This window comes from Arenibacter flavimaris, from assembly GCF_030291335.1.
Taxonomy (GTDB): Bacteria; Bacteroidota; Bacteroidia; order Flavobacteriales; family Flavobacteriaceae; genus Arenibacter.
Genome location: NZ_JASWIM010000014.1, coordinates 54,929 through 81,017, shown reverse-complemented (window position 1 = coordinate 81,017; position 26,089 = coordinate 54,929). Strand labels below are relative to the sequence as shown.

Below are 26,089 nucleotides of genomic sequence, written 5' to 3'. Positions count from 1 at the left end.
GTTCAATTATTAATGATACAATGGTTGGAATTTCATAGTTTTTTAATCCATATCCATTTCTGGAATTTACATGGAACAGAATTAGCGTAAAATGATGAATCAATCCCAAAAGTTGTGTGTAAATTACCAAAAGATATAATTTACTATCTCAAGTTTGTGTCCTGTTCATTTTATGCAATAAGGTATTCATGAACCTCCTGCGTAGGTTTTTTTGGGCAAGCAAAGAAATGTATGATTCACAAAATCCAAGAAAAACAATGATATTAAGGCAGTACAAACAAAAAAAGCCTCCCAAAATGGAAAGCCTTTCATCGGTGCTTGTCGGTCCAAATATACATCCGGACAAAATCGACAAATACAACCTTGCCTCAATTTGCATTGAGACACAACACAACTGGACAAAGATAGTAAAGGTTTTTAGATTTTCATTATTTGGGCAAGCTTATTTGGACAATCCCTTATTGTCATATTTCAGATTGGTTAAAGTATAAAATTAAAACCTGATTCTTCCAACCTTTTGTACTTGTCATAATCGAACCTGTACAAAAAGGCACCTTTTTTAGAGGTGGATTTATCCTTCTCTTCCAATTTAATAAGCAAATTGAAGGATAATAATTTCTTTCTAAAATTACGATCATCCAATTTGGTCTGATGAATGGCCTCATATAAAGATTGAAGCTGTGGTATGGTAAATTTTTCTGGGAGTAGTTCAAATCCAATGGGCCTATGGGCTGTTTTCTGTCTTAATCGCTCCAAGGCATCGGCAATCATAACGTTATGATCAAGTACCAATTGGGGAACATCATCCAGGGCGAACCATTTTGCGCCATGCAATTTAACTTGTTCCCTATCATAGTCCTTAATTCTGATCAGTGCATATTGGGCAATGGAAATACATCTTGCACCTGAATCCCTCTCTACATCGCTGTACACCTTTAGTTCCTCTAAAAAAATATTCTCCAAGCCGGTAAACTCCGAAAGCACACGGCGAGCAGCCTCTGGGACACTCTCTTCTTCATCCACAAAACTGCCGATTAAGGACCACTCTCCCTTCAAAGGGTCTATTCTTCTCCTAAAAACCAAAAGTTTTAATATGCCATCATCAAAACCAAAAACAATACAGTCTGTTGCCACGAGTATTTTAGGCTGGGCAATATAAGTTCGTTTATTCTCCAAAAGCCTTTATTTCATCTATAATGCACTAAAATATCAAAAAAACAATTCAAATCCTCAAAAGCCCCAATTTTAAAAGCCCTAAGCAAGATCGCAAAAGCTAAGAATTGGATATCCACGACCAAATCCAAGATATTATTTTTCATCCAAATACCACCCATTGCCCCAAACACAATTAGCAGTCATTTAACATGAAACCTCCTTAATTTTAAATAACTTTTAATAAAAAAAATGAAAAATACCGCTATGTTTTGGGTGGCAGTTACAACCCTGATTTTAATTACCACTGGTATAATGGCCACTATGAACCTCCCCTTTAATTGGGTCTTTTACATTTGTGTCCTAGGGCAAATTTTACTTGTATATATGGTATTTAGGGTTCTTACGGACAACTACGTCACCAACAGGACCTTTAGGGACCTGTATGAGGATCATCCTATGAAGAGTGAAATTAATTAGAAGTTGTTACTTCCTTATCCTGTTTGCTGCTTGGTGGAGTGCCCATACCCAATTCGGGTATTACCAATAAAGGTATTTGGGTGTGAAAGGCCAAACGTTTAATTACGGGTTCGCGCGTCATTTTTTCCATATAACTGTGCTGATAATTGAGCATGGCCAACAAGTGAATGTCCAATTCGTTTGCAAATACCTCCAGGGTTTGGGAAACCGAATTCAATTCTGAAACCGTATGCACATAATGCTCAACCTCACCAATGTACTTCCTTAACATATTGAGGTTGAATTGCTGGACTTCCGTAAGCGATTTAATCTCGTATTGTACATGTACTATCCTAATAGCTGCTTTAAAGGATTTTGCCATTTCCAACAACGGTCTCAGTTCGGAAGTTGTGTAAAACCTATTAAAATCTGTTGCAAAGGCTATTTCCGAGGGAGTTTTAAACTTAAAATGTTGGGGAATGGCCAGTACCGGACAGTTCTTTATGGATTTTATTATTCTGACGGTATTGCTCCCCATAAATACTTCCTCCAAACCGGATGCACCTTTTGTCCCCGTAATCACCAAACTAATTTTATGGGTTTCTATGATATTCTTTATTTCATCTACCAATAGACTAAAGGAAGAAATAGTAATAAACCTATGTTTTGGATTATGGTACTTTTCCTGGATCTTCGCCAAAAGTTGATCCAAACCTTTTTCGGAATTATTTTTAACCACATCCTCACACGCCCTGCCACTGCCACCTGTAGCCATAAACCGGCTATGGGCAATGGTAGGAGTATACGTATTTAAAATATAAAACTCGCACTCTTCATGCCTATAAAGCGAAATTGCATATTTGGTTGCATTCCAGGCATTGGGAGAAAAATCTGTAGGTAATAATATCTTTTTCAAACTATTTTATATTTTATAAAAACCCTCTTAGAGGTTAAGACCACTGCGTAAAATTATAGGAAGTGAAAAACCTGAACTATGACATTTATCAGCTTTTTGCATGGATCCACCACCACAAAAAAACTTGTGGGTTGTCCATGTAGCAAGGTTAGATGTAACTGTTTATACGCTATAAAATGAAGAAATAAGACTCATAAGTCCAAGTGAAATTTTGGGAACCCAACAATGCCAACTACAATAGGGTAAAAGGAAAGACAAACCTTGGCGTCAACATCCCTTTGCCACCTGCCCCAGGGCCTTTCTGTCCGCTATGGCAACTTTCTTTCCATTGGCATTTATCAGCCCCAGTTTTTTGAATTCTGAAATAATTCGGATGGCAGATTCTGTGGCCGTACCAACTACATTGGCTATATCTTCCCTGGACAATGTTAAGGCCAAATAGCCGTTCTTATCATTGCCGAAATTTTCCTCCAAATAAATAAAGGCCTCTGCTATCCTCTGCTTTACAGTTTTTTGGGACATATTAACTATAACATCATCTGCCTCCTTTAAGTCGTGTGCAATATGCCTCAAAACTTCCACGGCAAAATTGGGATTACTGTTTAATGTATCTACTATAGCATCCTTAGGAATAAAACAGACCTCCATATCATTAACTGCAATTGCACTTAAGTTGGCCACTTCTTCGGTAATCACGGAACGCTGACCCAAAACCGCACCTTTGGTTGCCAGTTTTACTATTTGATCTTTGCCGTTGGGACTTAATTTGGACAACTTGGAAACCCCATCCCTCACACAGTATACACCATTGAGCTTATCTCCTTCCCCAAAAATAATTTCCCCTTTTTTTAAAAATTTGGTAGTTTTAGTATCTGAAACCCTCTTCAATTCTTCCTTGTTCATTGCGCGCAAGGAATTGAATTGGCGAATAATACAATTTTCACATCTGCCCATATATTCACAATTACCTGATGTGACAAATTTAAAGGTTATATCTTGGGAAAAAACTGACAATTGTCATGTTTTGGGATGGCAATCGGGGCCATCTTTGCAACCAGGTATTAAGCAAATAATCTATGGATAAAGTAACTTGCTATCACTGTGGTGACGATTGCGGGAAAACTCCCATAAATCACGATGATAAAAACTTTTGTTGTGTTGGCTGCAAAACTGTCTATGAGATTTTTGCCAATAACGACCTATCCTACTATTACGACCTTCAGTCGGCAGCAGGTGCCTCTCCCTCGGAAATTGAAGGTAAGTACGACTTTCTGGAATCCACGGACATTATAGAAAAACTTATAGAGTTCAACGACCATGGTATCCAAATCATAAATTTATACATCCCTCATATACACTGTAGTTCCTGTATCTGGATATTGGAAAATCTAAATAAGCTAAACGCTGGTATCAATAGTTCGCAGGTAGACTTCCCTAAAAAGACCGTTAGGGTCACTTATAATTCTGACAGGATTTCCCTTAAGGAATTGGTGCTCCTAATATCTAGAATTGGATATGAACCCTACATTTCCTTGGATGACTATGACAAAAAGAAAAAAGGCATAAACCGTAGTTTATCCTATAAATTGGGCATTGCCGGTTTTGCTTTTGGAAATGTAATGTTTCTTTCCTTTCCAGAATATTTTGAGGTGGGGGAATTTTGGCTGGATCAATTTAAAGGAGTCTTTAGATGGCTAATGTTTGCCTTTTCCCTGCCAGTAGTTTTCTATGCTGCCCAAGATTATTTTATTTCGGCATACAAGGGATTGAGATCTGGGTTCCTAAATATAGATATCCCAATTGCATTGGGCATTTTGGTGCTGTTCCTTCGGAGTACCGCTGAAATTATTTTCGATTGGGGGTCGGGTTTTTTCGACAGCCTTACGGGCTTGGTCTTCTTTTTGCTTTTAGGTAAATTCTTTCAACAAAAAACGTATTCCTATCTATCTTTTGAACGGGATTACAAATCCTACTTTCCTATAGCCGTTACCAGAATAACAACTAACAATACCGAGGAGAACATACAGGTTTACGACATAACAAGTGGGGATAGACTCCTAATAAGAAGTGGGGAATTAATTCCGGTGGATGGTATTCTTATCAATGGGAATGCAAGAATAGATTACAGTTTTGTAACTGGCGAATCGGAACCAGTAGACAAAAAATCCGGCGATAAAGTTTATGCCGGCGGACGACAGTTGAGCAGCGCTATTGAAATTGAGACCTTAAAATCTGTTTCCCAGAGTTACCTAACTCAACTTTGGAGCAACGCTGTTTTCCAACAGGATAAATCGGGGAGCTTTCAAACCTTGACAGATAGTATAGGCAAAAGATTTACCATAGCCGTACTGACCATTGCTTTCGTCTCAGCTATCATATGGTTAATAATAGATCCTAGTAAAACAATAAATGTATTTACCGCTGTACTCATTATTGCCTGCCCTTGTGCCATTGCCTTGGCCGCTCCTTTTACCTTGGGCAATATGTTACGAATTTTTGGCCGCCACGGCTTTTACCTTAGGGACACCCAGACCATAGAACAACTGGCACAGATAGATACCGCCATTTTTGATAAAACAGGCACTATTACGACCGCCGAAAAGGGACATGTGTACTATGAGGGATTGGAATTGACCAGTGCGGAAGAGTCTCTTTTAAAAAACACCCTACGTTCTTCCAATCACCCATTAAGCAGAAAGCTTTACGATATGTTGGCAGAACAAAACATTGTGCCACTGGAAGAATATGAAGAATATCTGGGCCAGGGGATTAAAGGATCAACAGTTACGGATAGCATTAAAATTGGTTCGGCGGCCTTTGTCGGCAATACCGAAACAGACAATGCGGAAAACACCTCGGTACACTTTAGTACCAACGATCAATACAAGGGCTGTTTTGTTTTTCAGAACCAATATCGGGATGGGGTGGGGGAAACTTTCCATACAATGTCCAAAGATTTGGAATTGGCAATTCTTTCGGGCGACAACGCTGGCGAAAAATCCAATCTGACCAAATTATTGCCAAAAGGGACCCCTTTATATTTTAATCAAAAACCGGATAGCAAACTCCAATTTATAAAGTCGCTCCAAGATCAAAATAAAAAAGTGATGATGGTGGGTGACGGACTAAATGACGCCGGAGCCTTGGCACAAAGTAATGTAGGCATAGCCATTTCCGAAAATGTAAATGTTTTTTCCCCCGCCTGTGATGGTATTCTGGATGCCAAAAATTTCAAATCCCTTTACCAATATATTCTGGCTTCAAGAAAAGCCATTAAGATCATAAAACTAAGTTTCATGCTTTCCCTGATGTACAACCTAGTGGGATTGTACTTTGCGGTTACCGGACAATTGGAACCCGTAATTGCGGCCATTCTAATGCCATTAAGCTCTATCAGCATCGTTGTATTCACCACCGTGGCAACAAACCTTCTAGGTAGAAAACTAGTGCGGAAATAGCCATCCGGACCACAACTTTTGGGGTAGATCATAATTAATAATTACGCAAAAAGGGCAACTGATGCAAGACAGTTGCCCTTTTCCGATATAAGAACTAAGTTATTTTAACTTTCCTTATTTCTGTTGCTCCAAATACGCTACCAAAGAAGCCATTTCCTCATAACTAAGGGCATTCACCAAACCGGAAGGCATCATTGAGGTCTCCAACTCCTTTCTTTCGGCTATATCGGATTTTTTTAATTGGGTAGCTATACCTGCAATATTTCTTATGGTCAGGTCAGTGGCCGATTCCTGGGTTACAAAGCCCACATAATTATCGCCTCCCTTGGTCTGTATCTGTACCGTTGAAAATCCTTGGGAAATGGAGGCATTAGGTTTCAAAATAGACTCAGCAATCTGCTCCCGGTTCATAATGGAACCTATTTGCCCCATAAATGGACCTTTCATTACTTCTCCAGAAGATACACTGTGACAGGTAAAACAAGCCTGATTCTTAAAAATCTCCTTGCCTTTTTCCGGATTTCCCTTAATCTTTTTCAAGGCGATCATAATATCTTCAATGGAAGCTTCCCCAATCTGCCCTTTTTTGTTTTTAATCTTTTCCAGATCCACGGCCGGCATATCTTCCTTGGGAGCTGTTAATTCCACTGTACCAAAATCATCTATCGACAACCTATACTTACTGTTCAGCGCTGCATATAATTCCTTTCCTTCTTCTGGAGCTTTTTCCCATTCTCCCTTTAAAAACGAACGTATCACCGGAGTGTATTCCCATTCTACCGTTTTATAATAAGGGCCATGGGTGTCCGGACGGGTACTCCACCACCAGGAAGTATCATAAGGCGCCTCTTTGTGGTAAATACGCGCCAAGGTATTAATGATTTTATTCTTAAAATCTACATCGTCCGTATTTTCATAGGCCTTTATCAGTCCATCAACAGCCTTGGGGTTATGCATATATCGCATTGCCCAAAGGGCCATATCCCTTTGATCGGTATCCAAGGCACTTACACAGGCGTCCACAGCATCTAATTTAACCAATGCCTTGACCGCTAAATGTGGAACAACAATTTCCTCATTTGGCCTGGCATGAGGACCTTCCTTCCCTATTTCTGGAGCAATAAATGAATTTGGCACTGGAATCTCCAATAAATCATTGGCAACTTCCTTTTTCCCCAATCTGCCCAAACCAACAATGGCAGCTGCCTTTACCCGGTCAGAATCGGACTTCAGGGCATTTACAAATGGCTCCGTAGGCACTTTTTCTATGGTCCCCAAACGGTCCGATAAGGCCCTTAGTGCAAACTCCTGAACTTGTGGATCTTCTGTCAGCGACACCAAGCGATCTACTCCCTTGTCCCCCGACAATTGGGCGAAAGTGAATATAGCTGCGGCGCGTACTTCCAAAGACAATGTATTGTCTTCTGCCAATTGCCATACCTTATCGGCCCCTTTTCCTCTTTTGATCAATTCATATTGGGCACTTAGACGTGTCTTGGCATTACCTGCCTTTAATAAATCTACCAAACTACCGGTCCAGTAAAAATCCTCTAAATTAGGGAATGGTTCATAGTTATAATCTTCGGGCACCACCCTCACCACATAGCCTTTATCCGGACTTCCTGAATATCCTGCACCATCCCAAGCCGAAAGATACATGGCTCCTGCAGCATCTACATCCACGTCGGTTATTTGTGGCAGTTGGATAAACTCTTCTTCATCCTGAATAAAACTGGCCTTATTTTCGGTAAGCCTATGAAAGTACAGGTAGCTTCTACCCCAATCGGCCATCATGGGAACATTGTTGTATTTTTCTGGCCAACGGCTGTCGTTCATATAAAGTGATCCTGTTCCGGATCCACCACCAACATCCACCAGGGCAGGAAGGATCTCTTCGGTAAAATGTTTGAACAACACAGGATAACCATATTCCCCTGTTTGTATCTGATGTATAAATCTAATATTCCATCCCCCTCCATCATTGGTATTCCCTCTGGTGTAAATATTCATGAAAGGGTCAATGGCCACGTCGTAAATATTTCTCAGTCCATGGGTGTACACTTCCATTTCGGTTCCATCCGGCCTTACTCGCAAAACACCTCCGCCCAACATGGTCAATTGTGTTCCATCACGATCTGTGGCGTTGTGAAAACCAAAGTCGCCCACAGCAATATATATCCATCCATCTATACCCATCTGAATCCCGTTGGTTGCATGATCGGTTCCTCTCTCTGCTAGGTATTTGGAATTGCTCAAATTCTTTATTAAAACCTTGGCGGGACCATCGGCCACTCCATCCTTGTCCACATCTTCAAATACCACCAAGTCCATATTAAAAGCCTTTCCTGTTTCGGGGGAAAAAGTGGTATGCAGTACAAATACCTCATCCCCTATGGCCAAAATACCCCGAGGATTATCCACTTGGGCAAATTCGGTGTACGAATCCATAATGCCATCATGATTGCAATCAACCAAACGCTTTATAAACCCTTTGTTCATTTCCTTCCCCAGGGAGCCCATCATATCTACCCCCACATAGACCTCCCCTGTAGCTGCAACGGCCATACAGGCAGGGCTTGGGGTTAGTTCAGGGCCGGAGAAGCCAGTTATTTTTAAATCCTTTGGCCAATTTAAAACCTGTGCCAAAGAATCCGACGAGGGATAAGTAATCACCTCGGTACTTGGATTACATGGGGCCTCCCCGTGTTTACAACTTAAAACCATCAAACTTAAAATTAAAATAAAGCCTGCCTTTTTAAACATATTGTATTTAGTTAAAATTTATAATTAATACCCTAGATTGAAAATATCGGGTATGGGTTGCAAAATTTTCAATGGAGCTGGGCAAAACTAAAAATCTTTCACATAATTCCTTGAATTAAATGAATTATTTGGATTAAAAACACCATAATTATGATTACCCCCATTCCAGACCACATACCCAACCCCTATACAATCACTATAACAACCTTTAAAATTTTATAGATTACAATTAAGGTATCACAATAAAATATTGCATATTTGAAAAAAGGGAGTGAGATAAATAAGCGCCAGGGGAGAAGAACATTCAATATTTTATTAAAAGCTGACAAATGTCATATTATACCACACTCCCCATGTTTAGTTTTACGCCCAAATTCAGGTAGGTATGAGTGTAATTTATTTATTGCTGTCATTGAGTATTATTGTTGCCGTCATTTTTTTTGCGGCTTTTATTATTGCCACCAAGAATGGTCAATATGATGATTCCTATACCCCATCCGTTCGCATGCTTTTTGAAGATGAACTCGTAAAAAGCACTACTGCGGACACCAAAAAAATATCTAACCAAAAAAGTGAAAGTCAAAAATTGTGATTATGGAAGTACAACAGTTTTATTACGATAATAAAATCGTAAAAAAATTCCTTTATGCTACTATGTTTTGGGGAATTGTAGGAATGTCGGTAGGCTTACTGCTTGCCTTTATGTTTCTTTTTCCAAATTTAACCGATGGAATATCCTGGTTGAGTTTTGGCCGATTAAGGCCCTTGCACACCAACGCGGTTATATTTGCCTTTGTGGGAAATGCCATTTTTGCGGGTGTTTATTATTCTACCCAACGGTTGTTAAAAGCGAGGATGTTCAGCGATGCCCTAAGTAATTTTAATTTTTGGGGGTGGCAGGCCATCATAGTGGCGGCTGCAATCACCTTACCCTTGGGATACACCTCTTCCAAAGAATATGCCGAATTGGAATGGCCTATAGATTTGGCCATTGCAGTGGTATGGGTAGCCTTTGGCTGGAACCTTATCGGGACCATGCTAAAAAGAAGACAACGCCATTTATACGTGGCCATTTGGTTTTATCTGGCAACATTTGTAACCGTAGCAGTACTACATATCTTCAATAGTCTTGCCCTTCCCGTTAGTGCCTTAAAAAGTTATTCGGTTTATGCAGGAGTGCAGGATGCCTTGGTTCAATGGTGGTATGGGCACAATGCCGTTGCCTTCTTCCTTACCACACCTTTCCTAGGTTTAATGTACTACTTTGTGCCGAAAGCGGCCAATAGGCCTATATACTCCTATCGATTATCCATTGTACACTTCTGGTCCTTGATATTCATCTATATCTGGGCCGGACCGCACCATTTATTATATTCTACTTTACCGGAATGGGCCCAAAATTTAGGGGTAGCCTTCTCCATAATGTTGATTGCCCCATCCTGGGGAGGTATGATCAATGGACTTTTAACTTTGCGTGGAGCATGGGACAAGGTAAGGACAGACCCGGTTTTGAAATTTATGGTAGTAGCTATAACCGGTTACGGTATGGCCACTTTTGAAGGCCCTATGCTTTCCCTGAAAAATGTAAATGCCATAGCACATTTTAGCGATTGGATTATTGCACACGTACACGTTGGAGCCTTGGCATGGAACGGATTCCTGACTTTCGGGATGATCTACTGGTTGGTTCCAAAAATGTTCAAAACAAGGTTGCACTCACTTCCCATGGCCAATTTCCATTTCTGGATAGGGACCTTAGGAATCATACTCTATGCACTTCCCATGTATGTTGCCGGTTTTACCCAAGCATTAATGTGGAAAGAATTTAACCCTGATGGAACCTTGGCTTATGGTAACTTTTTGGAGACTGTAAATGAAATTATTCCCATGTACTGGATGAGGGCCATTGGTGGCACCATGTATATTATTGGGGCAATTGTCATGATATACAACGTAGTTGTAACCATTAAACACGGTACAAAGGTAGAGGATGAATTGGCAGAAGCGGCCGCATTGACCAACGTATCCAAGAAAAGAACCGCTGGAGAAACTTTCCACACTTGGTTGGAGCGTAAACCCATTCAATTGACAATTTTGGCCACCATTGCCATTCTAATAGGGGGAATAATCCAAATTGTCCCCACTATTCTGGTAAAATCGAATATTCCAACCATTAGCAGTGTTAAACCCTATACACCTTTGGAATTGGAAGGTAGGGATTTATATATCAGGGAAGGCTGTGTTGGCTGTCATTCCCAAATGGTAAGGCCATTCCGAAGTGAGGTAGAGCGTTATGGCGAATACTCCAAGGCAGGGGAATATGTATATGACCATCCTTTCCTTTGGGGAAGTAAGCGTACCGGGCCCGATCTTTTAAGGGTAGGCGGCAAATATTCGGACAACTGGCATTTAAACCATATGTACGACCCTCAAAGTACTTCTTCCGGATCTATCATGCCATCTTATTCATGGTTGGTGCGCAATAGGCACGACAGAAGTAATATCCAAACAAAAATGGAGACCATGGTTACCCTAGGGGTTCCATATACCGAGGAGGAGATTGCCAATGCCGAACAAGCTATGGATGAGCAAGCAAGCAAAATAGAAAAAAACCTATACTCCGATCCGGATTTCGCCAAAGGATATGAAGAGGACAAAAAATATGCTGCCGAAAATGGAGAGGAATTCATAGAAATGAAGGATAGGGAAATTGTAGCTATGATAGCCTATCTGCAACGTCTGGGAACAGATATAAAAATAAAGGAAACGGACGAAATAATTTCACAAAACAAATAAGTTATGCTAAAATTTGTAAAAGGTTATATGGAGAGTATAGATGGCGTTGCCACCTATCCCATGATATCACTGCTAATCTTCTTTTTGTTTTTCACCATTCTTTTCTGGTGGGTATTTTCTGCCTCTAAGGAACATATCAAGGAAGTTAGCGAAATACCATTAGAAACAGAAAACCAACCTAAAGAAGAATCGTTATGAGAAATATGTCACCTTGGTGGATAAGAGTCCCCCTAATCTTTTTCCTAATCTTCGGATTGATGGAGTATTTTATTGACTCCGGGGACAAACCAGCATTTATTGAATATCCTATCACCCTGTTTTTTATGTTGATGGTGTTGTTCCTATTGATCGGAATTGAACTGATTCTAAAATCCGTGGAGAACGTAATGTTCCAAACCCTATCCCCCGATGCACAAAAGCGATATTTGGAAGCTAAATCGGAGCAATGGGAGTGGAAATGGGGCAAAGCCTTTTGGAAAAAAATTACTGGAAACAAAGCTGTTGAAGAAGAAAAGGAGATTATCCTGGACCACAATTACGACGGAATCCGTGAATTGGACAACAATCTTCCGCCCTGGTGGGTGTACATGTTCTATGGCACCATTATTTTTGCCGTGGTTTATCTAGCGCGTTTTCACGTTTTTAATGACTACACCCAGGACATGGAATACGAACAGGAAGTAGCCGAAGCCCAAATAGCCATTGAAGCGTATAAAAAAACAGCAAAAGGTTTAGTTGATGCCAACACAGTGGAACTATTGACCGAAGCCTCCGATATTAAGGCAGGCGGGGCAATATACAGTGCCAATTGTGTAGCTTGCCATATGCCGGACGGCGGTGGCGGTATTGGGCCAAATCTTACCGACGAATACTGGATTTTGGGAGGTGGCATAAAAAACGTTTTCCATACCATTTCAGAAGGTGGAAGGGACGGAAAGGGAATGATAGCTTGGAAGCAGACCCTAAAGCCAGTCGAAATAGCTCAGGTAGCCAGCTATATTCTCAGCGAAATAAATGGCAAGGCCCCTGCCAACCCAAAGGCAGCGGAGGGAGAAATTTGGACAGGGGAGTAAATTCCTAAAATTCAATATGGAGCACAAATTAAGGCATACACATAATTCCAAAAAAAGCATTACATAGAAATGGCACAGGACCAGGACAATTTTAGGGATTCCATAGGAACTATAAATGAAGATGGGAAAAGGGCTTGGATATTTCCGAAAAAGCCTAGTGGCAAGTTTTATGAATATCGCAAATATGTGAGTTATGTACTTTTGGCCTTTCTCTTTCTAGCTCCCTTTGTAAAAGTAAACGGCAACCAGTTCCTAATGTTCAATGTGCTGGAAAGGCGTTTTAATATTTTTGGATTCCCTTTTTGGCCGCAGGATTTTCATCTTTTTGTAATTTCAATGATTATCGGGGTAATATTCATAGCCCTATTTACAGTTGCTTTTGGACGAATTTTTTGTGGCTGGATGTGTCCCCAAACCATCTTTATGGAAATGGTATTCAGAAGGATCGAATTTTGGATCGATGGTGATCGTGGTGCCCAAATACGTCTTAGCAAACAGCCTTGGAACGCGGAGAAGATTAGGAAACGTGGCCTGAAACTAATTGTCTTTTTCTTTATTTCCTTTTTGATAGCCAATGTTTTCCTAGCTTATCTAATAGGAAGTGACCGATTGATAGAATATATCACCGATGGCCCTTTACAACATGTAAGTACCTTGGTATCGCTTCTAATTTTTACAGCGGTATTCTATTTTGTATTTGCCTGGTTTAGGGAACAAGTATGTATAATAGCCTGCCCCTATGGAAGGATGCAAGGCGTACTTCTGGACAATAAATCCATTGTGGTGGCCTATGACCATAAGCGGGGGGAAGCTGAAAACGGCAGGAAAAAGTTTAGAAAAGGAGAGGACAGGCAAGCCCTGGGACATGGCGACTGCATTGATTGTTTCCAATGTGTAAATGTCTGCCCTACCGGTATAGACATAAGAAATGGGACCCAACTGGAATGCGTCAATTGTACCGCTTGTATTGATGAATGCGACACCATAATGGAAAAGGTAAACCTTCCCAAAGGACTTATCCGCTATGCCAGTGAAGACAATATTGAGAAAAAGTCCAAGTTCAAATTTACGCCCAGATTAAAAGGGTACACTGCGGTACTAGTGATACTTACTGGAATTTTGATCGGAATGCTGTTTTTGCGAAATGAAGTGGAGGCAAATATATTAAGACTACCAGGACAACTTTACGAGCACAAGGAAAACAATATCATTAGCAACGTTTATACTTATAAATTGGTCAACAAAACCACCAAGGACATACCTAACGTAAGCTTTAAGTTAATCTCCCACAAAGGGACCATCAATCTGGTTAGGCATGAACTATTTACAGTACCGGCTCAAGGATTGGCGGAAGGCACCCTTTTTGTGGAAATAAATAATTCGGCTTTGGAGGGCGACAAGAACAAATTAAGTATTGGTGTCTATAGCGGGGATAAATTAATTGAAACGGCTACGGCCAGATTTTTAGCTCCAAGAAGCTATAAATAAAATAAAAAGGATAGGTTAAATACCTGAAAAGCGAATAGATTTTCCATTCCAATGGAAAGTGAAACTAAAGGAAGAAGCTATGAAAATTAATTGGGGAACCGGTATTGTACTAGCCTTTATAGGGTTTATAAGTTTTATATTATTTTTTGTAGTTCGAATGAGCATGGACAATAAGGCCAATCACGATTTGGTGACTGAGAATTACTACAAGGCGGAATTGGGCTATCAAAATGAAATTGATGCAGAAAACAATGCCCATATCAAAGAAGTAGACCTTAGTTTGGAATCTACCGATAAGGGTATAAAACTCATCTTCCCAAACAACTTGAATATAGAGAACATCAAAGGCACAGTGTCCCTGTACAGGCCATCTAACAAGCACTTGGATTTTGACTTACCTTTAAGTTTATCCGAAGACTATTTGCTCATACCTGACAACCGTTTGTTGGATGGTCGCTGGGACATTAAAGTATTTTGGGAATATAAGGGGGAAGCTTTTTTATTCAAGGAAAAAATAACCTATCGCCAAAGCAAATAAAAAGTATTAACACCACAAAGGTCAATACCTTTAAACTATGTTGCTATCTGCCGTAATTTTGGGACTAATGGGAAGCTTTCACTGCGTGGGAATGTGCGGTCCCATAGCCTTTATGTTACCGGTAGACCACCATAAACCCACCAAAAAATTAATGCAGGTTTTTCTCTACCACATGGGGAGACTTACATCCTATGGCATTCTTGGGCTGATTTTTGGGTTTTTGGGCAAAGGGCTATATGTCTTTGGCCTACAGCAAAAGCTTTCCATAATCATTGGAATCCTAATGATCGTCATCATCCTCATTCCTCACAAGACATTTGGCAAATACAATTTCTCCCAACCCATTTATTCCTTTTTGACCAAAATAAAAAGCCGGCTTGGAAAGGAACTACAAAAAAAGAGTCCGGACACCTTTATCACCATTGGCTTCTTGAACGGATTACTGCCCTGTGGATTGGTTTATATGGCTCTATTTGGCAGCATTGCCACTGCCAACCCCTGGCTTGGCGCATTGTTCATGGTTTTATTTGGTGTGGGGACCATACCCTTAATGACCACTGCCGTTTACTTTGGCAGTTTGTTAAAAGGCCCAGCTAAAAAATCGGTTCAACGACTAATCCCTGTATTCGTAATCCTAGTAGGGCTGCTATTCATAATAAGGGGATTGGGACTCGGAATTCCCTATATTTCTCCAGAACCCATTACGGAGGTAGTTAGCAGTAATTTGGAATGCCAATAAAAGCCCCATCCACCAACCTCACTTCCGATTTGTAGTACTTGTAAAAATAACGTATTTTTCTAGTGCACAGGAATCCCTGTTCATGTACATTAGGGATTAAAGTGAACAATGGCCAACTAGCAACCAGACCTTAAACAACTACCAATGAAAAAAGTTATACTTCTCTGTTATCTTATTTTAAATGCAACCTTATTATTTTCCCAAGGGGAAAAGGTCAACATAATAGTCTTTGGAGCCCATCCCGACGATTGTGACATTGACACGGGTGGCACCGCCATTTTACTCGCAAAAATGGGCCACAATGTAAAGTTTGTATCCTTGACCAACGGTGATGCCGGACATTATGCCATGGGAGGCGGTGAGCTTGCCAAGGTTAGGATTGCGGAGGCCGAGGAAGCGGGCAAAAGATTTGGGGTTACCTATACTGTCCTGGACAACCACGATGGGGAGTTGATGCCAACTTTGGAAAATCGGCTTAAGGTGATACGTGAAATTAGAAAATGGAAGGCCGACGTGGTCATTGCCCCCAGACCCAATGATTATCATCCAGACCACAGGTATACGGGAGTTTTGGTGCAGGATGCCGCCTATATGGTTATAGTTCCCAATGTAGCCCCTGAAGTACCCCCGCTCCTAAAAAACCCGGTTTTTCTTTATTCGGAAGATAGTTTTCAAAAACCCAGCCCATTCGAACCCGACATTGCAGTAATCATCGATTCTGTTTTTGATCAAAAAGTGTATGCCATGTCCGCACATAAATCCCAATTCTTTGAATGGCTTCCATGGACTTCAGGCAATTTGGAGAAAGTGCCAAAGGACGATCAGGGCAGATTGGAAATGTTGGCCAATTGGAGGTCTCAGCCTCCCAAGGAAGCCCTATTGAAATGTGCTGCAAAATGGTACGGAACCAAAGCTTCCAGTGCCAATCATATAGAGGGTTTTGAAATATGCGAGTATGGCAAACAACCCACCGATGATGAGATTAGGACCCTTTTCCCAATGCTTAAAAAATAGGACGGAATGTTATTATACCGGTGTTTGACTACTCCAGTATCTTTTTGGCGTTATCGCTGTATATTTTCTTCAACACCTCATCACTAAGGCCCAGCCCGTTAAACGACCAATGATAGGAGGAAATATTCCTGTCATAAAAATGCTCATCCTCACTTTCCAGAATGCGAAATGTTAATTGATACATATTGGGATCGGTACCCATATCGGTACCATAGACCAATTTATCCTGATACTTTTCATAAAAACGTTTTGTATAACGGGGAACGGCCGCCGTTTCCGCATATCTGGCAGAAATGTCCGCGTACATATTATCATAGGTCCCCAAAAGCCTCCCTATGATATCCAAATCATAACTACAGTTGGCAAAGTGACAGGCTATAAAAGTGGTTTTTGGATTTTCCCTAACTGCATTTTCCAAAGCAGTAATTAGTTCCCCATGGGTCAACATCCCCTCCTTTTTGGTATCTATTCGCCATTTGTAGGCGTTCATCAACCCATCATTATGGACATCCATGGGCTCATACATCCACATGGGGTCCGCAACATGGATACTCACTGGCATGCCCAGTTCCCCACATTTCTCCCAGAGGGGCCTCATCCTTAGATCATCCGCATGCATTCCTTTTGCCGGTGTAGGCTTGGAGTAAAAAAAACCAACACCCTTATCTCCCAATTCACCAACCCCTCTTGCTCCTTTCTCAAAACATCTTTCCAACTCCTTTACGGCACGCTTGCTCCAGCCTTTTTCTTCATAACCTGTAAAATCAAAGCCGCACCAAAGTTCAAAACGATCCCCATATTTGGAATAAAGATCAACAATACTGTCAAAAGACTTCCCCGTCCGATAGGTAAGAACAATAGATTTCACAATTCCTGCCCGGTCCATTGTCTTTACCCATTCACCTATTTCTTGTTCCGATTTGGGATAAGGATGTGAATGAAAATCCACCACGGGAAATTTAGCTTTGGAGATGGTGGTCTTAGGGGTGTTATAAATGGATATTGGTTCGTAATCCTTTAAAAGCATATCTTCTTGTGCTTTAACCAAAGTAGTACTAAAAGCAGCGAATAAAAAAATGATGTGGTAAATTTTCATATCGAGGTTTAAGGCAATTGGGCCGTGATGGTTATCCCAAGTGTGTCAAATATAATAATTTATGCTTTAGTTATTACCGGCAGGTCAACCAATCCTTGACACTTGGAATAATCGCCTTGGTCGTGTTCCTTGCCCTCATGATTCCCTAAATTTTAAAGGTGATAACGGGAATTTTTGAATGGTTGGTCACATCTTCCCCGATACTTCCCATCAAAAAGTGCGTCAATCCTTTTCTACCATGTGTGGGCAATCCTATTAAGTCGGCGTTCCTACTTTCGCCAAATGCCAATATTCCCCTCTCTACGCTATAGTCATTATAAATCTCTACTTCCAAACTGGCTTTGGCCAAATACAGGAATTTATTGATTTTTTTAAAGGCATCCTTGGTGCTCAGGAAATTATCGCCTGGTGTATTGACATATACCAAAATCAATTCAGCAGCAAGCTTATCCGCCAATTTCTTGGCCCGTTGAAAGGCCTCCAGGTTTTCCTTCTCAAAGTCACAGGCAAAAACAAATCTCTTTACCTCAAAGCCCTCTATATAATCCTTGATGACCAAAACAGGAATATTGGAATTTCTTACCATTTTCTCAGCGTTGGAACCTACAAAAATCTCTTTGATTCCGTCAGTCCCTTGAGATCCCATTATAATTAGATCTGCCTGATGTTTTTCTGCTACGGCATTCACTTCGCTGTACACTTTATGATGTTTTACTATAGGCGTAATCTTGATTCCCTGCAGATATGGCTTTTCCAAAAATGTTTCAAATCTTTTTTCCGCCAACCTTATTAAAAATAAGGCTTGCTCATAGTGCGCTTGCTCATTGGCAGAAATAAGGGCCTCCGACAATTCCAGCATATGCAGGACAAAAATTTCAGATCCATATTTTGTAGCAATGGAAGCGGCCGTTTTAAGGGCATTTTCAGATTGTTCTGAAAAATCGACGGGTACAATAATTTTTTTCATAGGTTTATTTTTACTGATTTTATTATCAAAGGGTTAAAAAATAGCCCGCACAACTAAATGGTCATCGAAAACAATCTAGTTTCCGGTGCTTTGCGATGCAGGAACAAATCAAATGCCATACAGACATTGCGTACAAAAGGCCTTCCTTTTTCGGTAACATAAATACCATTTGAAACCATTTCGACCAAGCCATCATGGGCCATTTCCTTGAGCTTATCCATGGCCTCATCCAATTCGTTAAACCTTTCCTTTTGGTTCTCCCAGCTAGTATTAAATTTACACATTAAATTTAAGATATGCTTACGAATAACCCTGTCTTCTTCGGTTAAAATGTGTCCTCTATAAACAGGTATTATATTACTTTCCACCAGATGGTGATACTCTTCCAGACTTTTTACATTTTGCGCAAAACTATCCCAACTATCGCTTATACTGGAAATCCCCAAACCTACCATAACCCTGGTCTTGGAGGCTGTATACCCCATAAAGTTCCTGTGCAAGGTACCATTCTCCATTGCCTTGAAAAGCGAATCCGATTTTAGTGAAAAATGATCCATTCCTATTTCCGAATAACCTACTTCGGCCAATAATTTCTTGCCCATCTCATACTGCTCACGCTTCTCCTCCGCAGATGGTAAATCGGAATCCTTATACCCTCTCTGTCCATTTCCCTTTAACCAAGGAACATGGGCATAACTATAGAATGCCAAACGGTCTGGCATTAATTGTTTGGTCTTTAAAATAGTTTCGGCAACATCTTCCTTTGTTTGAAAGGGCAAGCCAAAAATAATATCATGGCCCACGGAAGTATATCCTATTTCCCTGGCCCATTGGGTAACATTTTGTACATTTTCAAAAGGTTGCCACCTATGAATGGCAAGCTGTACCTTTTTGTTATAATCCTGAACCCCATAACTCACCCTTCTAAATCCAACATCATAAAGCGCTTTTAAATGTTCTTTGGTGGTGTTATTGGGATGTCCTTCAAAACTAAACTCGTAATTCTCCGCACGGCTGGCAGTGGTAAAAATACCATTGATAAGACGCGTTAAATTTTCCGGGGAGAAAAAAGTGGGCGTACCCCCCCCGAGATGAAGCTCTTTTATCCTTGGTTTCGTTTCGAATAAATCACAATAAAGCTTCCACTCCTTCAAGACATCGCTTATATATGGGTTTTCAACTTCATGCCGTTTGGTAATTCTTTTATGACATCCGCAAAAAGTACAGAGACTCTCACAAAAAGGCAAATGTATATATAGGCTTATGCCTTCCTCTCCGTTACTTTCATTAAAATTTTTAATTAACGTATTCCGCCATTGATGGCCAGAGAAAGTGTCCAAATCCCAATACGGAACAGTAGGGTAACTGGTGTATCTGGGACCAGGGATATTGTATTTTTGTACTAGGTTGGTCATAAGCTATGTTCTTTACAATAGCTACAAAAATACTATTACACCGCCTGTAAAAATATGACACTTATCAGGTTTCACTTTCATCCCTAAAACAAGTACCAAGATTCCCCAAATAATTATTCTTCTAAAGAATTTGAAGTCGGCCGTAATTTAAATAATCGTTAAAAACTGCAAATTGGAAACTAATTTTTTAAATAATCCGTTCTAGAAGCCCCTTTATGATAAAAACTATATTTTTGTAAACTTAAAAAATAACCAATTATGACATTACTTTTAATGGCGGCCGGTAGTGGCAGCCGATATGGCAAACTAAAACAATTTGATGATTTGGGACCAAAAGACGAATTCCTAATGGAATTTAGTATTTATGATGCCTTAAAAAATGGTTTTGACCACATCGTTGCCATTACAAAAAAGGAAAATGTAGATTTTTTAAAGGAGCATTTATCCAGTAGATTGCCAAAGAATATTAAACTGGATGTTTTGGCCCAAGAAGTAAACGATCTTCCCGAAGGAGTAACCTTTACCGGTGAAAGGGCTAAGCCATGGGGAACTGCACATGCCGTATGGACTGCAAGAAATGTTATTGACAGGCCGTTCGCCATAATTAATGCGGATGACTATTATGGTAAAAATGCATTTGAAAGCGCTGCCGACTTTATCAAAAACAATGGCAACAAAGAGACATTTGGTCTTATAGCCTATATATTAAAAAATACCTTATCCGAACACGGTTCCGTATCCAGGGGTGTATGCAAATCCGAGGGAGGAAAACTAACTTCCATACAAGAACATACTAAAATAGAAGCTCAGGAAAATGGAATTATCGATACGGATTCTGGCACCAAATTTACCGGGGAAGAATTGGTCAGTATGAATTTTTGGGTTTGTCAACCTTCCATATTTCCATTTATTACGGATTACCTCAAGGACTTTATCGGAAATAAGGAGAACCATGCCAAAGGGGAAATATATCTTCCGTTCGCGATCAAGGAAATGATTGCAAAGAATTTGATAGATGTAGATGTAATTCCTTCCGCAAGTCAATGGTTCGGGGTTACCTACGCCAGCGACAAGGATGTTGCCGTTTCCGAATTACAGCGCATGACAGACGAAAATGGGTATACTTCTCCGCTTTGGGACAACGTTTAGAAAAGCTTATCCATGATTGCAACTAAAAATGCGGAGCTCAACGAGCTATTGAAAAACTTTTCTGTAGATAGGAAGGCCTATGGATTCCAAGGAATAAACCAGGGGTATATCAATGACACCTATTTGGTCCTGGACAACGATTACCCCTTGTATATTCTACAAAGGGTAAACCACAATGTCTTTAAGGACGTACATGGCCTCATGGGCAATATTGCCAATGCTTTTCAACATTTAAAGGACCAAAATTACACGCCCATTGAACTTTTAAAAACGCAATCGGGCAATTCCTATTTTAAGGATGAAGAAACAGGATACTGGAGGTTGATGACCTACCTCAACAACACTACCGCCTATGACAATGCCACGGATACAGGCATTGCTTTCGAGGCCGGTAGGGTGGTCGGGAAATTCCATCAACTTCTGGCAGAGGCCCCCTTGGGAAATTTTGTGGATACCATCCCACAGTTCCATAATCTTACCTTAAGGGAAAGTCAGTTTGAAGAAGCCGTTCTGTCCGCGAAAACAGAAAAATTGGAAACTGCCAAAGCGGCCATAGCCTTCGCCAAGCAAACATTGGAAAAGCTGACAATCTTGGACAATTCCAAGTTGCCGTTAAGGGTTTGCCACAATGACACCAAATTAAACAATATCCTTTTCTCGAAGGAAAATAACAAGGCCCTTTGCCTTATAGACCTGGACACCATTATGAAGGGGTATTTTTATTTTGATTTTGGAGATGCCATAAGGACCGTTGCAAATACCGCTGCCGAAGACGAACAGGATCACAGCAAGATTACTTTTGAAAGGCCTTTCTTTGAAGCTTTCATAAAAGGTCTGGAAAGTAACGGCCCCTTTTTACATAAGGAAGAAATAGACCTACTGCCTTGGGGAGCTGTATTTATGCCCTTCATTCACGGCTTAAGGGCCCTCACAGACTATTTGAACAACAATATCTATTACAAGGTATCTTACGAGAACCAAAATTTGGACCGCTGTCTTAGCCTGTTTTATTTCACGAATAAGGCAATTGAAGAAATTGGGTATATGACCCAAATAGTAAAGAATGGGCTAACACCCCAAGTTTAGTTTTATTGGGTATCTCCCATAGATTAAACCCTCTTGGTGGAATCCCTAACAATTAGGCTGGTTTTAATTACCTTGGTGGTACAATCCAAATATTCCTTGCTCTCCATCCTTTCGATCAGGACCTTGGCTGCCGTTTCCCCAATATAAGTACCGTGCTGACTTACAGCTGTAAGAGCCGGACTTACGTAGCGTGATAGTTTCCCATTGGTAAACCCTATAACGGAAATGTCTTCCGGCACCCTATACCCCCTTGCCTTGATCAATTTCAAGACCTCTACCGCTGTAATTTCATCCAAAGCCATTATACTATCAATAGACTTGTAATTCAACAAAAAAGTCAAGAGAACTTCCATATCATCCTCCTTGCCCACCCTTAATATTAATTTGTCATCAAAGGGGATACCTGCCTCTGCCAATGCCTTCTTATAGCCTTCCACCCGCAATCTACCTACGCTTGAATGATCAATAGCGGTAACCAGGGCAACTGTTGTACAACCTAAATTTAAAAAATATTTAGTGGTTTTATAGCCCGCCTCAAAATCATCGACTATCACCTTATCACATGAAATTTCATCCGAAACCCTATCGAACATTACCAAAGGAATTTGCTCGTCCAGGATATTTTGAAAATGTTCAAGTTTGTTCCTAAACTGTGTCTCTTCAGCCATGGACACTATTAATCCATCAACCGTACCCCCTCCTAGAAATTCAAGAGTCGCCACCTCCTTTTCATATGATTCATCGCTTATACAGCTAAGTAAAATATAGCCGTGTTCGTTGGCTACTTTTTCAATTCCTGAAAATACCTGGGTAAAAAAATAATTGAGGATATTGGGCACAACGACCCCGATGGTCTTGGTCTTCCGCTGTAATAAACTCAGGGCCACTTTGTTTGGCCTGTATTTATTATCCTTGGCAAACTGCTGTATTTTAGCTTTCAGTCCATCACTGATCTCATGACTATCATTGATAGCCTTGGAAACCGTTGAAATAGAAACACCAAAATATTGGGCAATCTCCTTTAGGGTTATTTTTTTCATAGAATCATCTTATCCCGAATTTCGGTAAAATAACTCCCTTTACAATATTTTTAAAAGATTTTTTGCAAAAATCTTTGGATTAGCCCAAGTTGATTACCCAATTTCTTTGTTCTATTTATATTTGTTAAATGTATTGATTTATGATGTTCTCGAACAGCTCCTGCTTCCCGCTCTGCAACTTCAACTCCCCATTTTCCTGGGCTATTTTGTAAAGGGCTTCCAGATTCAATTTACCATTCTCAAAGTCCTTCCCTTTCCCTGAATCGAAGGAGCTATATCTTTCCTCTAGCATTTTTCCATAGGCAGAGGAAGAAATAATCCTATCCGCCGTAATCAAAGCACGGGCGAAGGTGTCGGCCCCTCCGATATGGGCATGGAAAACATCATCCAAATCAGTGGAATTCCTTCTTATTTTGGCATCAAAGTTTACACCACCACCTTGCAGTCCACCAGCTTTAAGGAATACCAACATTGCCTCGGTAGTTTCCTGTATATTGTTTGGGAACTGATCGGTATCCCACCCATTTTGGTAATCCCCCCTATTGGCATCTATACTTCCCAACATTCCGGCTTTGGCCGCTACTGCCAATTCGTGTTGAAAAGTATGTTGGGCCAAGGTAGCATGATTTACCTCTATGTTTATTTTAAAATCTTTCTCCAATCCGTATTCACGCAGGAATCCTATAGCAGTTGCTGTGTCAAAGTCGTATTGATGCTTGGAAGGTTCCATAGGTTTGGGTTCTATAAAAAAGGTTCCCTTAAAACCTTGGGCCCTTGCATAATCCCTTGCCATCCCCAAGAATTGCGCCATATGATCCAACTCACGTCCCATATCGGTATTTAAAAGGGACATATAACCTTCCCTTCCGCCCCAGAAAACATAATTCTCGCCACCAAGGGCAATAGTTGCATCCAAGGCCAGTTTAATCTGTCCCCCTGCCCTGGCCACTACATTAAAATCAGGGTTGGTAGCCGCACCGTTCATATAACGGGGATTGGAGAAACAATTGGCGGTTCCCCACAATAATTTAATTCCAGAATTTGCTTTTTTCTCCTTCAGGTAATCGGTTATTATAGATAATCGTTTCTCTGATTCGGCAAAAGTGGCTCCTTCCTGTATAAGATCGAAATCATGGAAACAGAAATAATCGAATCCCATTTTACTGATAAACTCAAAAGCTGCATCTGCCTTGTCCTTTGCCGCCTGTACTGGATCGGAGGACTGGTCCCATGCAAAATTCTGGGTTCCTGGGCCAAACGGATCCGCTCCCTGCCCACAGAAGGTATGCCAATAGGCTATGGCAAACTTAAAATGCTCCCGCATGGTTTTCCCAGCAACCACTTGTTCTGGATTGTAATATTTGAAAGCCAAAGGATTATCAGATTCCTTCCCCTCAAATTTAATGTCCCCAATTCCCTTAAAGTATTCTTTGTTTCCAATTATTGCCATCTCTATTTTGTTATTTAATGATTAGTTCCAATTCTTTTTTCCAATTTTCATAGGCCAATTGATAAGCACTTTTATCGCTCAAAGGCTTAAAGGTCCTTACATGGTCGTTATTGGTGATATAGGTTCCAAATTTTTCAAAACCTCCTTCATTGATACCGGCGGCCCTTGCTGCGCCAATGGCCCCAGTGGTATTGTAAATCTCAATGTCCTGCGACACCAAGGTGGATATAGTATTTGAAAAAATGTCCGATCTAAACAGATTATCGTTCCCGGCACGCATTACTCCAATGTTTATGCCGTCGGACTTCAGGATTTCCATCCCATAGACAAAGGATAAGGCTATCCCTTCCAAAGCTGCCCTACAAACATGTGCCTTGGTGTGATTATTCAGGTTGATGTTGACCAGCCTGGTTCCAATATCCATATTGTTAAGCATACGCTCTGCCCCATTTCCAAACGGAATTAGACATACCCCGTCCGAACCTACAGGAATACCCGAAGCCAGGGAATTCATTTCCTCATAGGAATCCACATCCAGATTATTCAAAAGCCAGCGATATTGAATTCCGGCACCATTGATATTCAGCAACTTTCCTACTCTTGGCGTCTGTTTGCTATAATTAACATGGGCAAAATTGTTAACCCTGGTACTTTCCTTACCCGATAAACTATCCGTAACCGCATAGACCACCCCAGAGGTACCTCCCGTAGCAGCGACTTCTCCGGGATTAAAAACATTAAGAGCCAAGGCATTATTGGGCTGGTCACCCGCCCTATACAGTATTGGTGTACCAATTGCCAAGCCACTTTCTCGGGCCCCTTTGGCATCTACTTTGGACTGAAGTCCAAAAGTATTCACAATATCCGGAATAAAAGACTTGGGAATACCATAATGCCCTAGGAGCAGGTCTGCTACCGCATCTTCCTTGAAATCCCAAAGGGTACCCTCTGACAACCCGGAAATAGTGGTATTTAAAACATTGGAAAAACGAAAGGCTATATAGTCTCCTGGCAGCATTAATTTATCGGCGGCCCGGTAAAGTTCCGGTTCGTTTTCCTTTACCCATTTCAATTTGGAAGCTGTAAAGTTTGCAGGGGAATTCAATAAATGGGCCTTGCAAATGTCCTCCCCAATGTCGTCATAAGCCTTCCTTCCTATTTCCACTGCACGACTATCGCACCAAATAATGGATTTCCTTACCGGCTCGCCCAGTTTATCCACCAATACCAGTCCGTGCATCTGATAGGCAATGCCCACTCCCTCTATTTGATTTTCCGCTACACCGTACTTTTGCTTAATTTTCTTTATGCCCCTACATACGTATCCCCACCATTCCTTGGGATCTTGTTCTGCCCAACCATTTTTCAAGGCCAGCATTTCCATTTCCGTTTCCGGTTCCTGAACAACCCCAACACTTTTCCCTGTGGCCACTTCCACCAAAGCCACCTTAATTGAAGAGCTTCCAATATCCAATCCCAAATAATACATA

At 40.8% G+C, this 26,089-nt stretch carries 22 protein-coding genes; 12 read left to right on the top strand and 10 right to left on the bottom strand.

The genetic code is table 11. From position 1 onward, the window contains the following. Nucleotides 1-480 precede the first annotated feature (480 nt). On the bottom strand, nucleotides 481-1,176 hold the full coding sequence (locus QSE00_RS12300; RefSeq protein ID WP_110357003.1) for an NUDIX hydrolase: 696 nt from the start codon (nucleotides 1,174-1,176) through the stop codon (nucleotides 481-483). A gap of 228 nt (nucleotides 1,177-1,404) precedes the next feature. Here QSE00_RS12300 and QSE00_RS12295 point away from each other — a divergent pair, with 228 nt between their 5' ends. Continuing rightward, nucleotides 1,405-1,632, top strand: a complete 228-nt coding sequence (locus QSE00_RS12295) for a hypothetical protein (RefSeq protein WP_110357004.1) — start codon at nucleotides 1,405-1,407, stop codon at nucleotides 1,630-1,632. Here QSE00_RS12295 and QSE00_RS12290 read toward each other — a convergent pair. Further along, nucleotides 1,625-2,527 (bottom strand): universal stress protein, encoded by a 903-nt coding sequence (locus QSE00_RS12290; protein WP_110357005.1) that lies wholly within the window; start codon nucleotides 2,525-2,527, stop codon nucleotides 1,625-1,627. The two genes, QSE00_RS12295 and QSE00_RS12290, sit on opposite strands and share 8 nt — an antisense overlap. A gap of 267 nt (nucleotides 2,528-2,794) precedes the next feature. Continuing rightward, on the bottom strand, nucleotides 2,795-3,430 hold the full coding sequence (locus tag QSE00_RS12285) for a Crp/Fnr family transcriptional regulator (protein WP_110357006.1): 636 nt from the start codon (nucleotides 3,428-3,430) through the stop codon (nucleotides 2,795-2,797). 173 nt (nucleotides 3,431-3,603) lie between these two features. Here QSE00_RS12285 and QSE00_RS12280 point away from each other — a divergent pair, with 173 nt between their 5' ends. Next, on the top strand, nucleotides 3,604-5,985 hold the full coding sequence (locus QSE00_RS12280) for a heavy metal translocating P-type ATPase (protein ID WP_286106194.1): 2,382 nt from the start codon (nucleotides 3,604-3,606) through the stop codon (nucleotides 5,983-5,985). Nucleotides 5,986-6,099: 114 nt separating this feature from the next. Here QSE00_RS12280 and QSE00_RS12275 read toward each other — a convergent pair whose 3' ends face one another. Further along, nucleotides 6,100-8,709, bottom strand: coding sequence for a DUF7133 domain-containing protein (locus QSE00_RS12275; RefSeq protein ID WP_286106193.1), 2,610 nt, complete (start codon nucleotides 8,707-8,709; stop codon nucleotides 6,100-6,102). Between the two features lie 424 nt (nucleotides 8,710-9,133). On the opposite strand from QSE00_RS12275, the gene ccoS reads away from it, so the two are divergent. The 8 genes from ccoS to QSE00_RS12235 all read left to right on the top strand — a co-directional run bounded on the left by ccoS (nucleotide 9,134) and on the right by QSE00_RS12235 (nucleotide 16,396). After that, on the top strand, nucleotides 9,134-9,340 hold the full coding sequence (ccoS, locus tag QSE00_RS12270) for a cbb3-type cytochrome oxidase assembly protein CcoS (RefSeq protein WP_110357008.1): 207 nt from the start codon (nucleotides 9,134-9,136) through the stop codon (nucleotides 9,338-9,340). A gap of 2 nt (nucleotides 9,341-9,342) precedes the next feature. Continuing rightward, the gene (gene ccoN, locus QSE00_RS12265) at nucleotides 9,343-11,544 is read left to right on the top strand and encodes a cytochrome-c oxidase, cbb3-type subunit I (RefSeq protein ID WP_286106192.1); all 2,202 of its coding nucleotides are present in this window, start codon (nucleotides 9,343-9,345) and stop codon (nucleotides 11,542-11,544) included. 3 nt (nucleotides 11,545-11,547) lie between these two features. Then, nucleotides 11,548-11,742 carry a CcoQ/FixQ family Cbb3-type cytochrome c oxidase assembly chaperone gene (locus tag QSE00_RS12260; RefSeq protein WP_110357010.1) on the top strand — a complete coding sequence of 65 codons (195 nt, stop codon included), beginning with the start codon at nucleotides 11,548-11,550 and terminating at the stop codon, nucleotides 11,740-11,742. Continuing rightward, a complete protein-coding gene (locus QSE00_RS12255) occupies nucleotides 11,739-12,617 on the top strand; it encodes a cbb3-type cytochrome c oxidase N-terminal domain-containing protein (protein ID WP_110357011.1) in 879 nt (292 codons plus the stop codon). The genes QSE00_RS12260 and QSE00_RS12255 overlap by 4 nt, the downstream gene beginning before the upstream one ends. A gap of 69 nt (nucleotides 12,618-12,686) precedes the next feature. Further along, nucleotides 12,687-14,105, top strand: coding sequence for a cytochrome c oxidase accessory protein CcoG (ccoG, locus tag QSE00_RS12250; RefSeq protein ID WP_110357012.1), 1,419 nt, complete (start codon nucleotides 12,687-12,689; stop codon nucleotides 14,103-14,105). Nucleotides 14,106-14,184: 79 nt separating this feature from the next. Then, a complete protein-coding gene (locus QSE00_RS12245; protein ID WP_286106191.1) occupies nucleotides 14,185-14,643 on the top strand; it encodes a FixH family protein in 459 nt (152 codons plus the stop codon). Between the two features lie 37 nt (nucleotides 14,644-14,680). Then, nucleotides 14,681-15,382, top strand: a complete 702-nt coding sequence (locus tag QSE00_RS12240; protein WP_286106190.1) for a sulfite exporter TauE/SafE family protein — start codon at nucleotides 14,681-14,683, stop codon at nucleotides 15,380-15,382. 144 nt (nucleotides 15,383-15,526) lie between these two features. After that, nucleotides 15,527-16,396, top strand: a complete 870-nt coding sequence (locus QSE00_RS12235; protein ID WP_286106189.1) for a PIG-L deacetylase family protein — start codon at nucleotides 15,527-15,529, stop codon at nucleotides 16,394-16,396. A 28-nt stretch (nucleotides 16,397-16,424) separates the two neighbouring features. Here the strand turns inward: QSE00_RS12235 and QSE00_RS12230 are convergent, their stop codons facing one another. The 3 genes from QSE00_RS12230 to hemN form a co-directional block, all read right to left on the bottom strand. Then, nucleotides 16,425-17,492 carry an amidohydrolase family protein gene (locus tag QSE00_RS12230; RefSeq protein ID WP_110357015.1) on the bottom strand — a complete coding sequence of 356 codons (1,068 nt, stop codon included), beginning with the start codon at nucleotides 17,490-17,492 and terminating at the stop codon, nucleotides 16,425-16,427. 145 nt (nucleotides 17,493-17,637) lie between these two features. Next, the gene (locus QSE00_RS12225) at nucleotides 17,638-18,459 is read right to left on the bottom strand and encodes a universal stress protein (protein WP_110357016.1); all 822 of its coding nucleotides are present in this window, start codon (nucleotides 18,457-18,459) and stop codon (nucleotides 17,638-17,640) included. 53 nt (nucleotides 18,460-18,512) lie between these two features. Next, nucleotides 18,513-19,874 (bottom strand): oxygen-independent coproporphyrinogen III oxidase, encoded by a 1,362-nt coding sequence (gene hemN / locus QSE00_RS12220; protein ID WP_286106188.1) that lies wholly within the window; start codon nucleotides 19,872-19,874, stop codon nucleotides 18,513-18,515. Nucleotides 19,875-20,132: 258 nt separating this feature from the next. Between hemN and QSE00_RS12215 the strand changes: the two genes are divergently transcribed. Then, nucleotides 20,133-21,023, top strand: a complete 891-nt coding sequence (locus QSE00_RS12215) for a nucleotidyltransferase family protein (RefSeq protein ID WP_258364874.1) — start codon at nucleotides 20,133-20,135, stop codon at nucleotides 21,021-21,023. A 12-nt stretch (nucleotides 21,024-21,035) separates the two neighbouring features. Then, on the top strand, nucleotides 21,036-22,109 hold the full coding sequence (locus QSE00_RS12210; protein ID WP_286106187.1) for a phosphotransferase enzyme family protein: 1,074 nt from the start codon (nucleotides 21,036-21,038) through the stop codon (nucleotides 22,107-22,109). A 23-nt stretch (nucleotides 22,110-22,132) separates the two neighbouring features. Here the strand turns inward: QSE00_RS12210 and QSE00_RS12205 are convergent, their stop codons facing one another. The 3 genes from QSE00_RS12205 to QSE00_RS12195 form a co-directional block, all read right to left on the bottom strand. After that, nucleotides 22,133-23,149, bottom strand: coding sequence for a LacI family DNA-binding transcriptional regulator (locus QSE00_RS12205; RefSeq protein ID WP_110357020.1), 1,017 nt, complete (start codon nucleotides 23,147-23,149; stop codon nucleotides 22,133-22,135). A 124-nt stretch (nucleotides 23,150-23,273) separates the two neighbouring features. Next, a complete protein-coding gene (xylA, locus tag QSE00_RS12200) occupies nucleotides 23,274-24,599 on the bottom strand; it encodes a xylose isomerase (protein ID WP_110357021.1) in 1,326 nt (441 codons plus the stop codon). A 10-nt stretch (nucleotides 24,600-24,609) separates the two neighbouring features. After that, complete coding sequence (locus QSE00_RS12195) at nucleotides 24,610-26,088, bottom strand: xylulokinase (RefSeq protein WP_286106186.1); 1,479 nt, start codon at nucleotides 26,086-26,088, stop codon at nucleotides 24,610-24,612. Between the last annotated feature and the right edge of the window lies 1 nt (nucleotide 26,089).

What these genes read in the sequence shown, in the direction of transcription:
- QSE00_RS12295 (WP_110357004.1), top strand. Translation starts at nt 1,405, where the DNA reads ATGAAAAATACCGCTATGTTTTGGGTGGCAGTTACAACCCTGATTTTA.
- QSE00_RS12285 (WP_110357006.1), bottom strand. Translation starts at nt 3,430, where the DNA reads ATGAACAAGGAAGAATTGAAGAGGGTTTCAGATACTAAAACTACCAAA.
- QSE00_RS12280 (WP_286106194.1), top strand. Translation starts at nt 3,604, where the DNA reads ATGGATAAAGTAACTTGCTATCACTGTGGTGACGATTGCGGGAAAACT.
- QSE00_RS12275 (WP_286106193.1), bottom strand. Translation starts at nt 8,709, where the DNA reads ATGGTTTTAAGTTGTAAACACGGGGAGGCCCCATGTAATCCAAGTACC.
- ccoS (WP_110357008.1), top strand. Translation starts at nt 9,134, where the DNA reads ATGAGTGTAATTTATTTATTGCTGTCATTGAGTATTATTGTTGCCGTC.
- ccoN (WP_286106192.1), top strand. Translation starts at nt 9,343, where the DNA reads ATGGAAGTACAACAGTTTTATTACGATAATAAAATCGTAAAAAAATTC.
- QSE00_RS12260 (WP_110357010.1), top strand. Translation starts at nt 11,548, where the DNA reads ATGCTAAAATTTGTAAAAGGTTATATGGAGAGTATAGATGGCGTTGCC.
- QSE00_RS12255 (WP_110357011.1), top strand. Translation starts at nt 11,739, where the DNA reads ATGAGAAATATGTCACCTTGGTGGATAAGAGTCCCCCTAATCTTTTTC.
- ccoG (WP_110357012.1), top strand. Translation starts at nt 12,687, where the DNA reads ATGGCACAGGACCAGGACAATTTTAGGGATTCCATAGGAACTATAAAT.
- QSE00_RS12245 (WP_286106191.1), top strand. Translation starts at nt 14,185, where the DNA reads ATGAAAATTAATTGGGGAACCGGTATTGTACTAGCCTTTATAGGGTTT.
- QSE00_RS12240 (WP_286106190.1), top strand. Translation starts at nt 14,681, where the DNA reads ATGTTGCTATCTGCCGTAATTTTGGGACTAATGGGAAGCTTTCACTGC.
- QSE00_RS12235 (WP_286106189.1), top strand. Translation starts at nt 15,527, where the DNA reads ATGAAAAAAGTTATACTTCTCTGTTATCTTATTTTAAATGCAACCTTA.
- QSE00_RS12230 (WP_110357015.1), bottom strand. Translation starts at nt 17,492, where the DNA reads ATGAAAATTTACCACATCATTTTTTTATTCGCTGCTTTTAGTACTACT.
- QSE00_RS12225 (WP_110357016.1), bottom strand. Translation starts at nt 18,459, where the DNA reads ATGAAAAAAATTATTGTACCCGTCGATTTTTCAGAACAATCTGAAAAT.
- hemN (WP_286106188.1), bottom strand. Translation starts at nt 19,874, where the DNA reads ATGACCAACCTAGTACAAAAATACAATATCCCTGGTCCCAGATACACC.
- QSE00_RS12215 (WP_258364874.1), top strand. Translation starts at nt 20,133, where the DNA reads ATGACATTACTTTTAATGGCGGCCGGTAGTGGCAGCCGATATGGCAAA.
- QSE00_RS12210 (WP_286106187.1), top strand. Translation starts at nt 21,036, where the DNA reads ATGATTGCAACTAAAAATGCGGAGCTCAACGAGCTATTGAAAAACTTT.
- QSE00_RS12205 (WP_110357020.1), bottom strand. Translation starts at nt 23,149, where the DNA reads ATGAAAAAAATAACCCTAAAGGAGATTGCCCAATATTTTGGTGTTTCT.
- xylA (WP_110357021.1), bottom strand. Translation starts at nt 24,599, where the DNA reads ATGGCAATAATTGGAAACAAAGAATACTTTAAGGGAATTGGGGACATT.
- QSE00_RS12195 (WP_286106186.1), bottom strand. Translation starts at nt 26,088, where the DNA reads ATGTATTATTTGGGATTGGATATTGGAAGCTCTTCAATTAAGGTGGCT.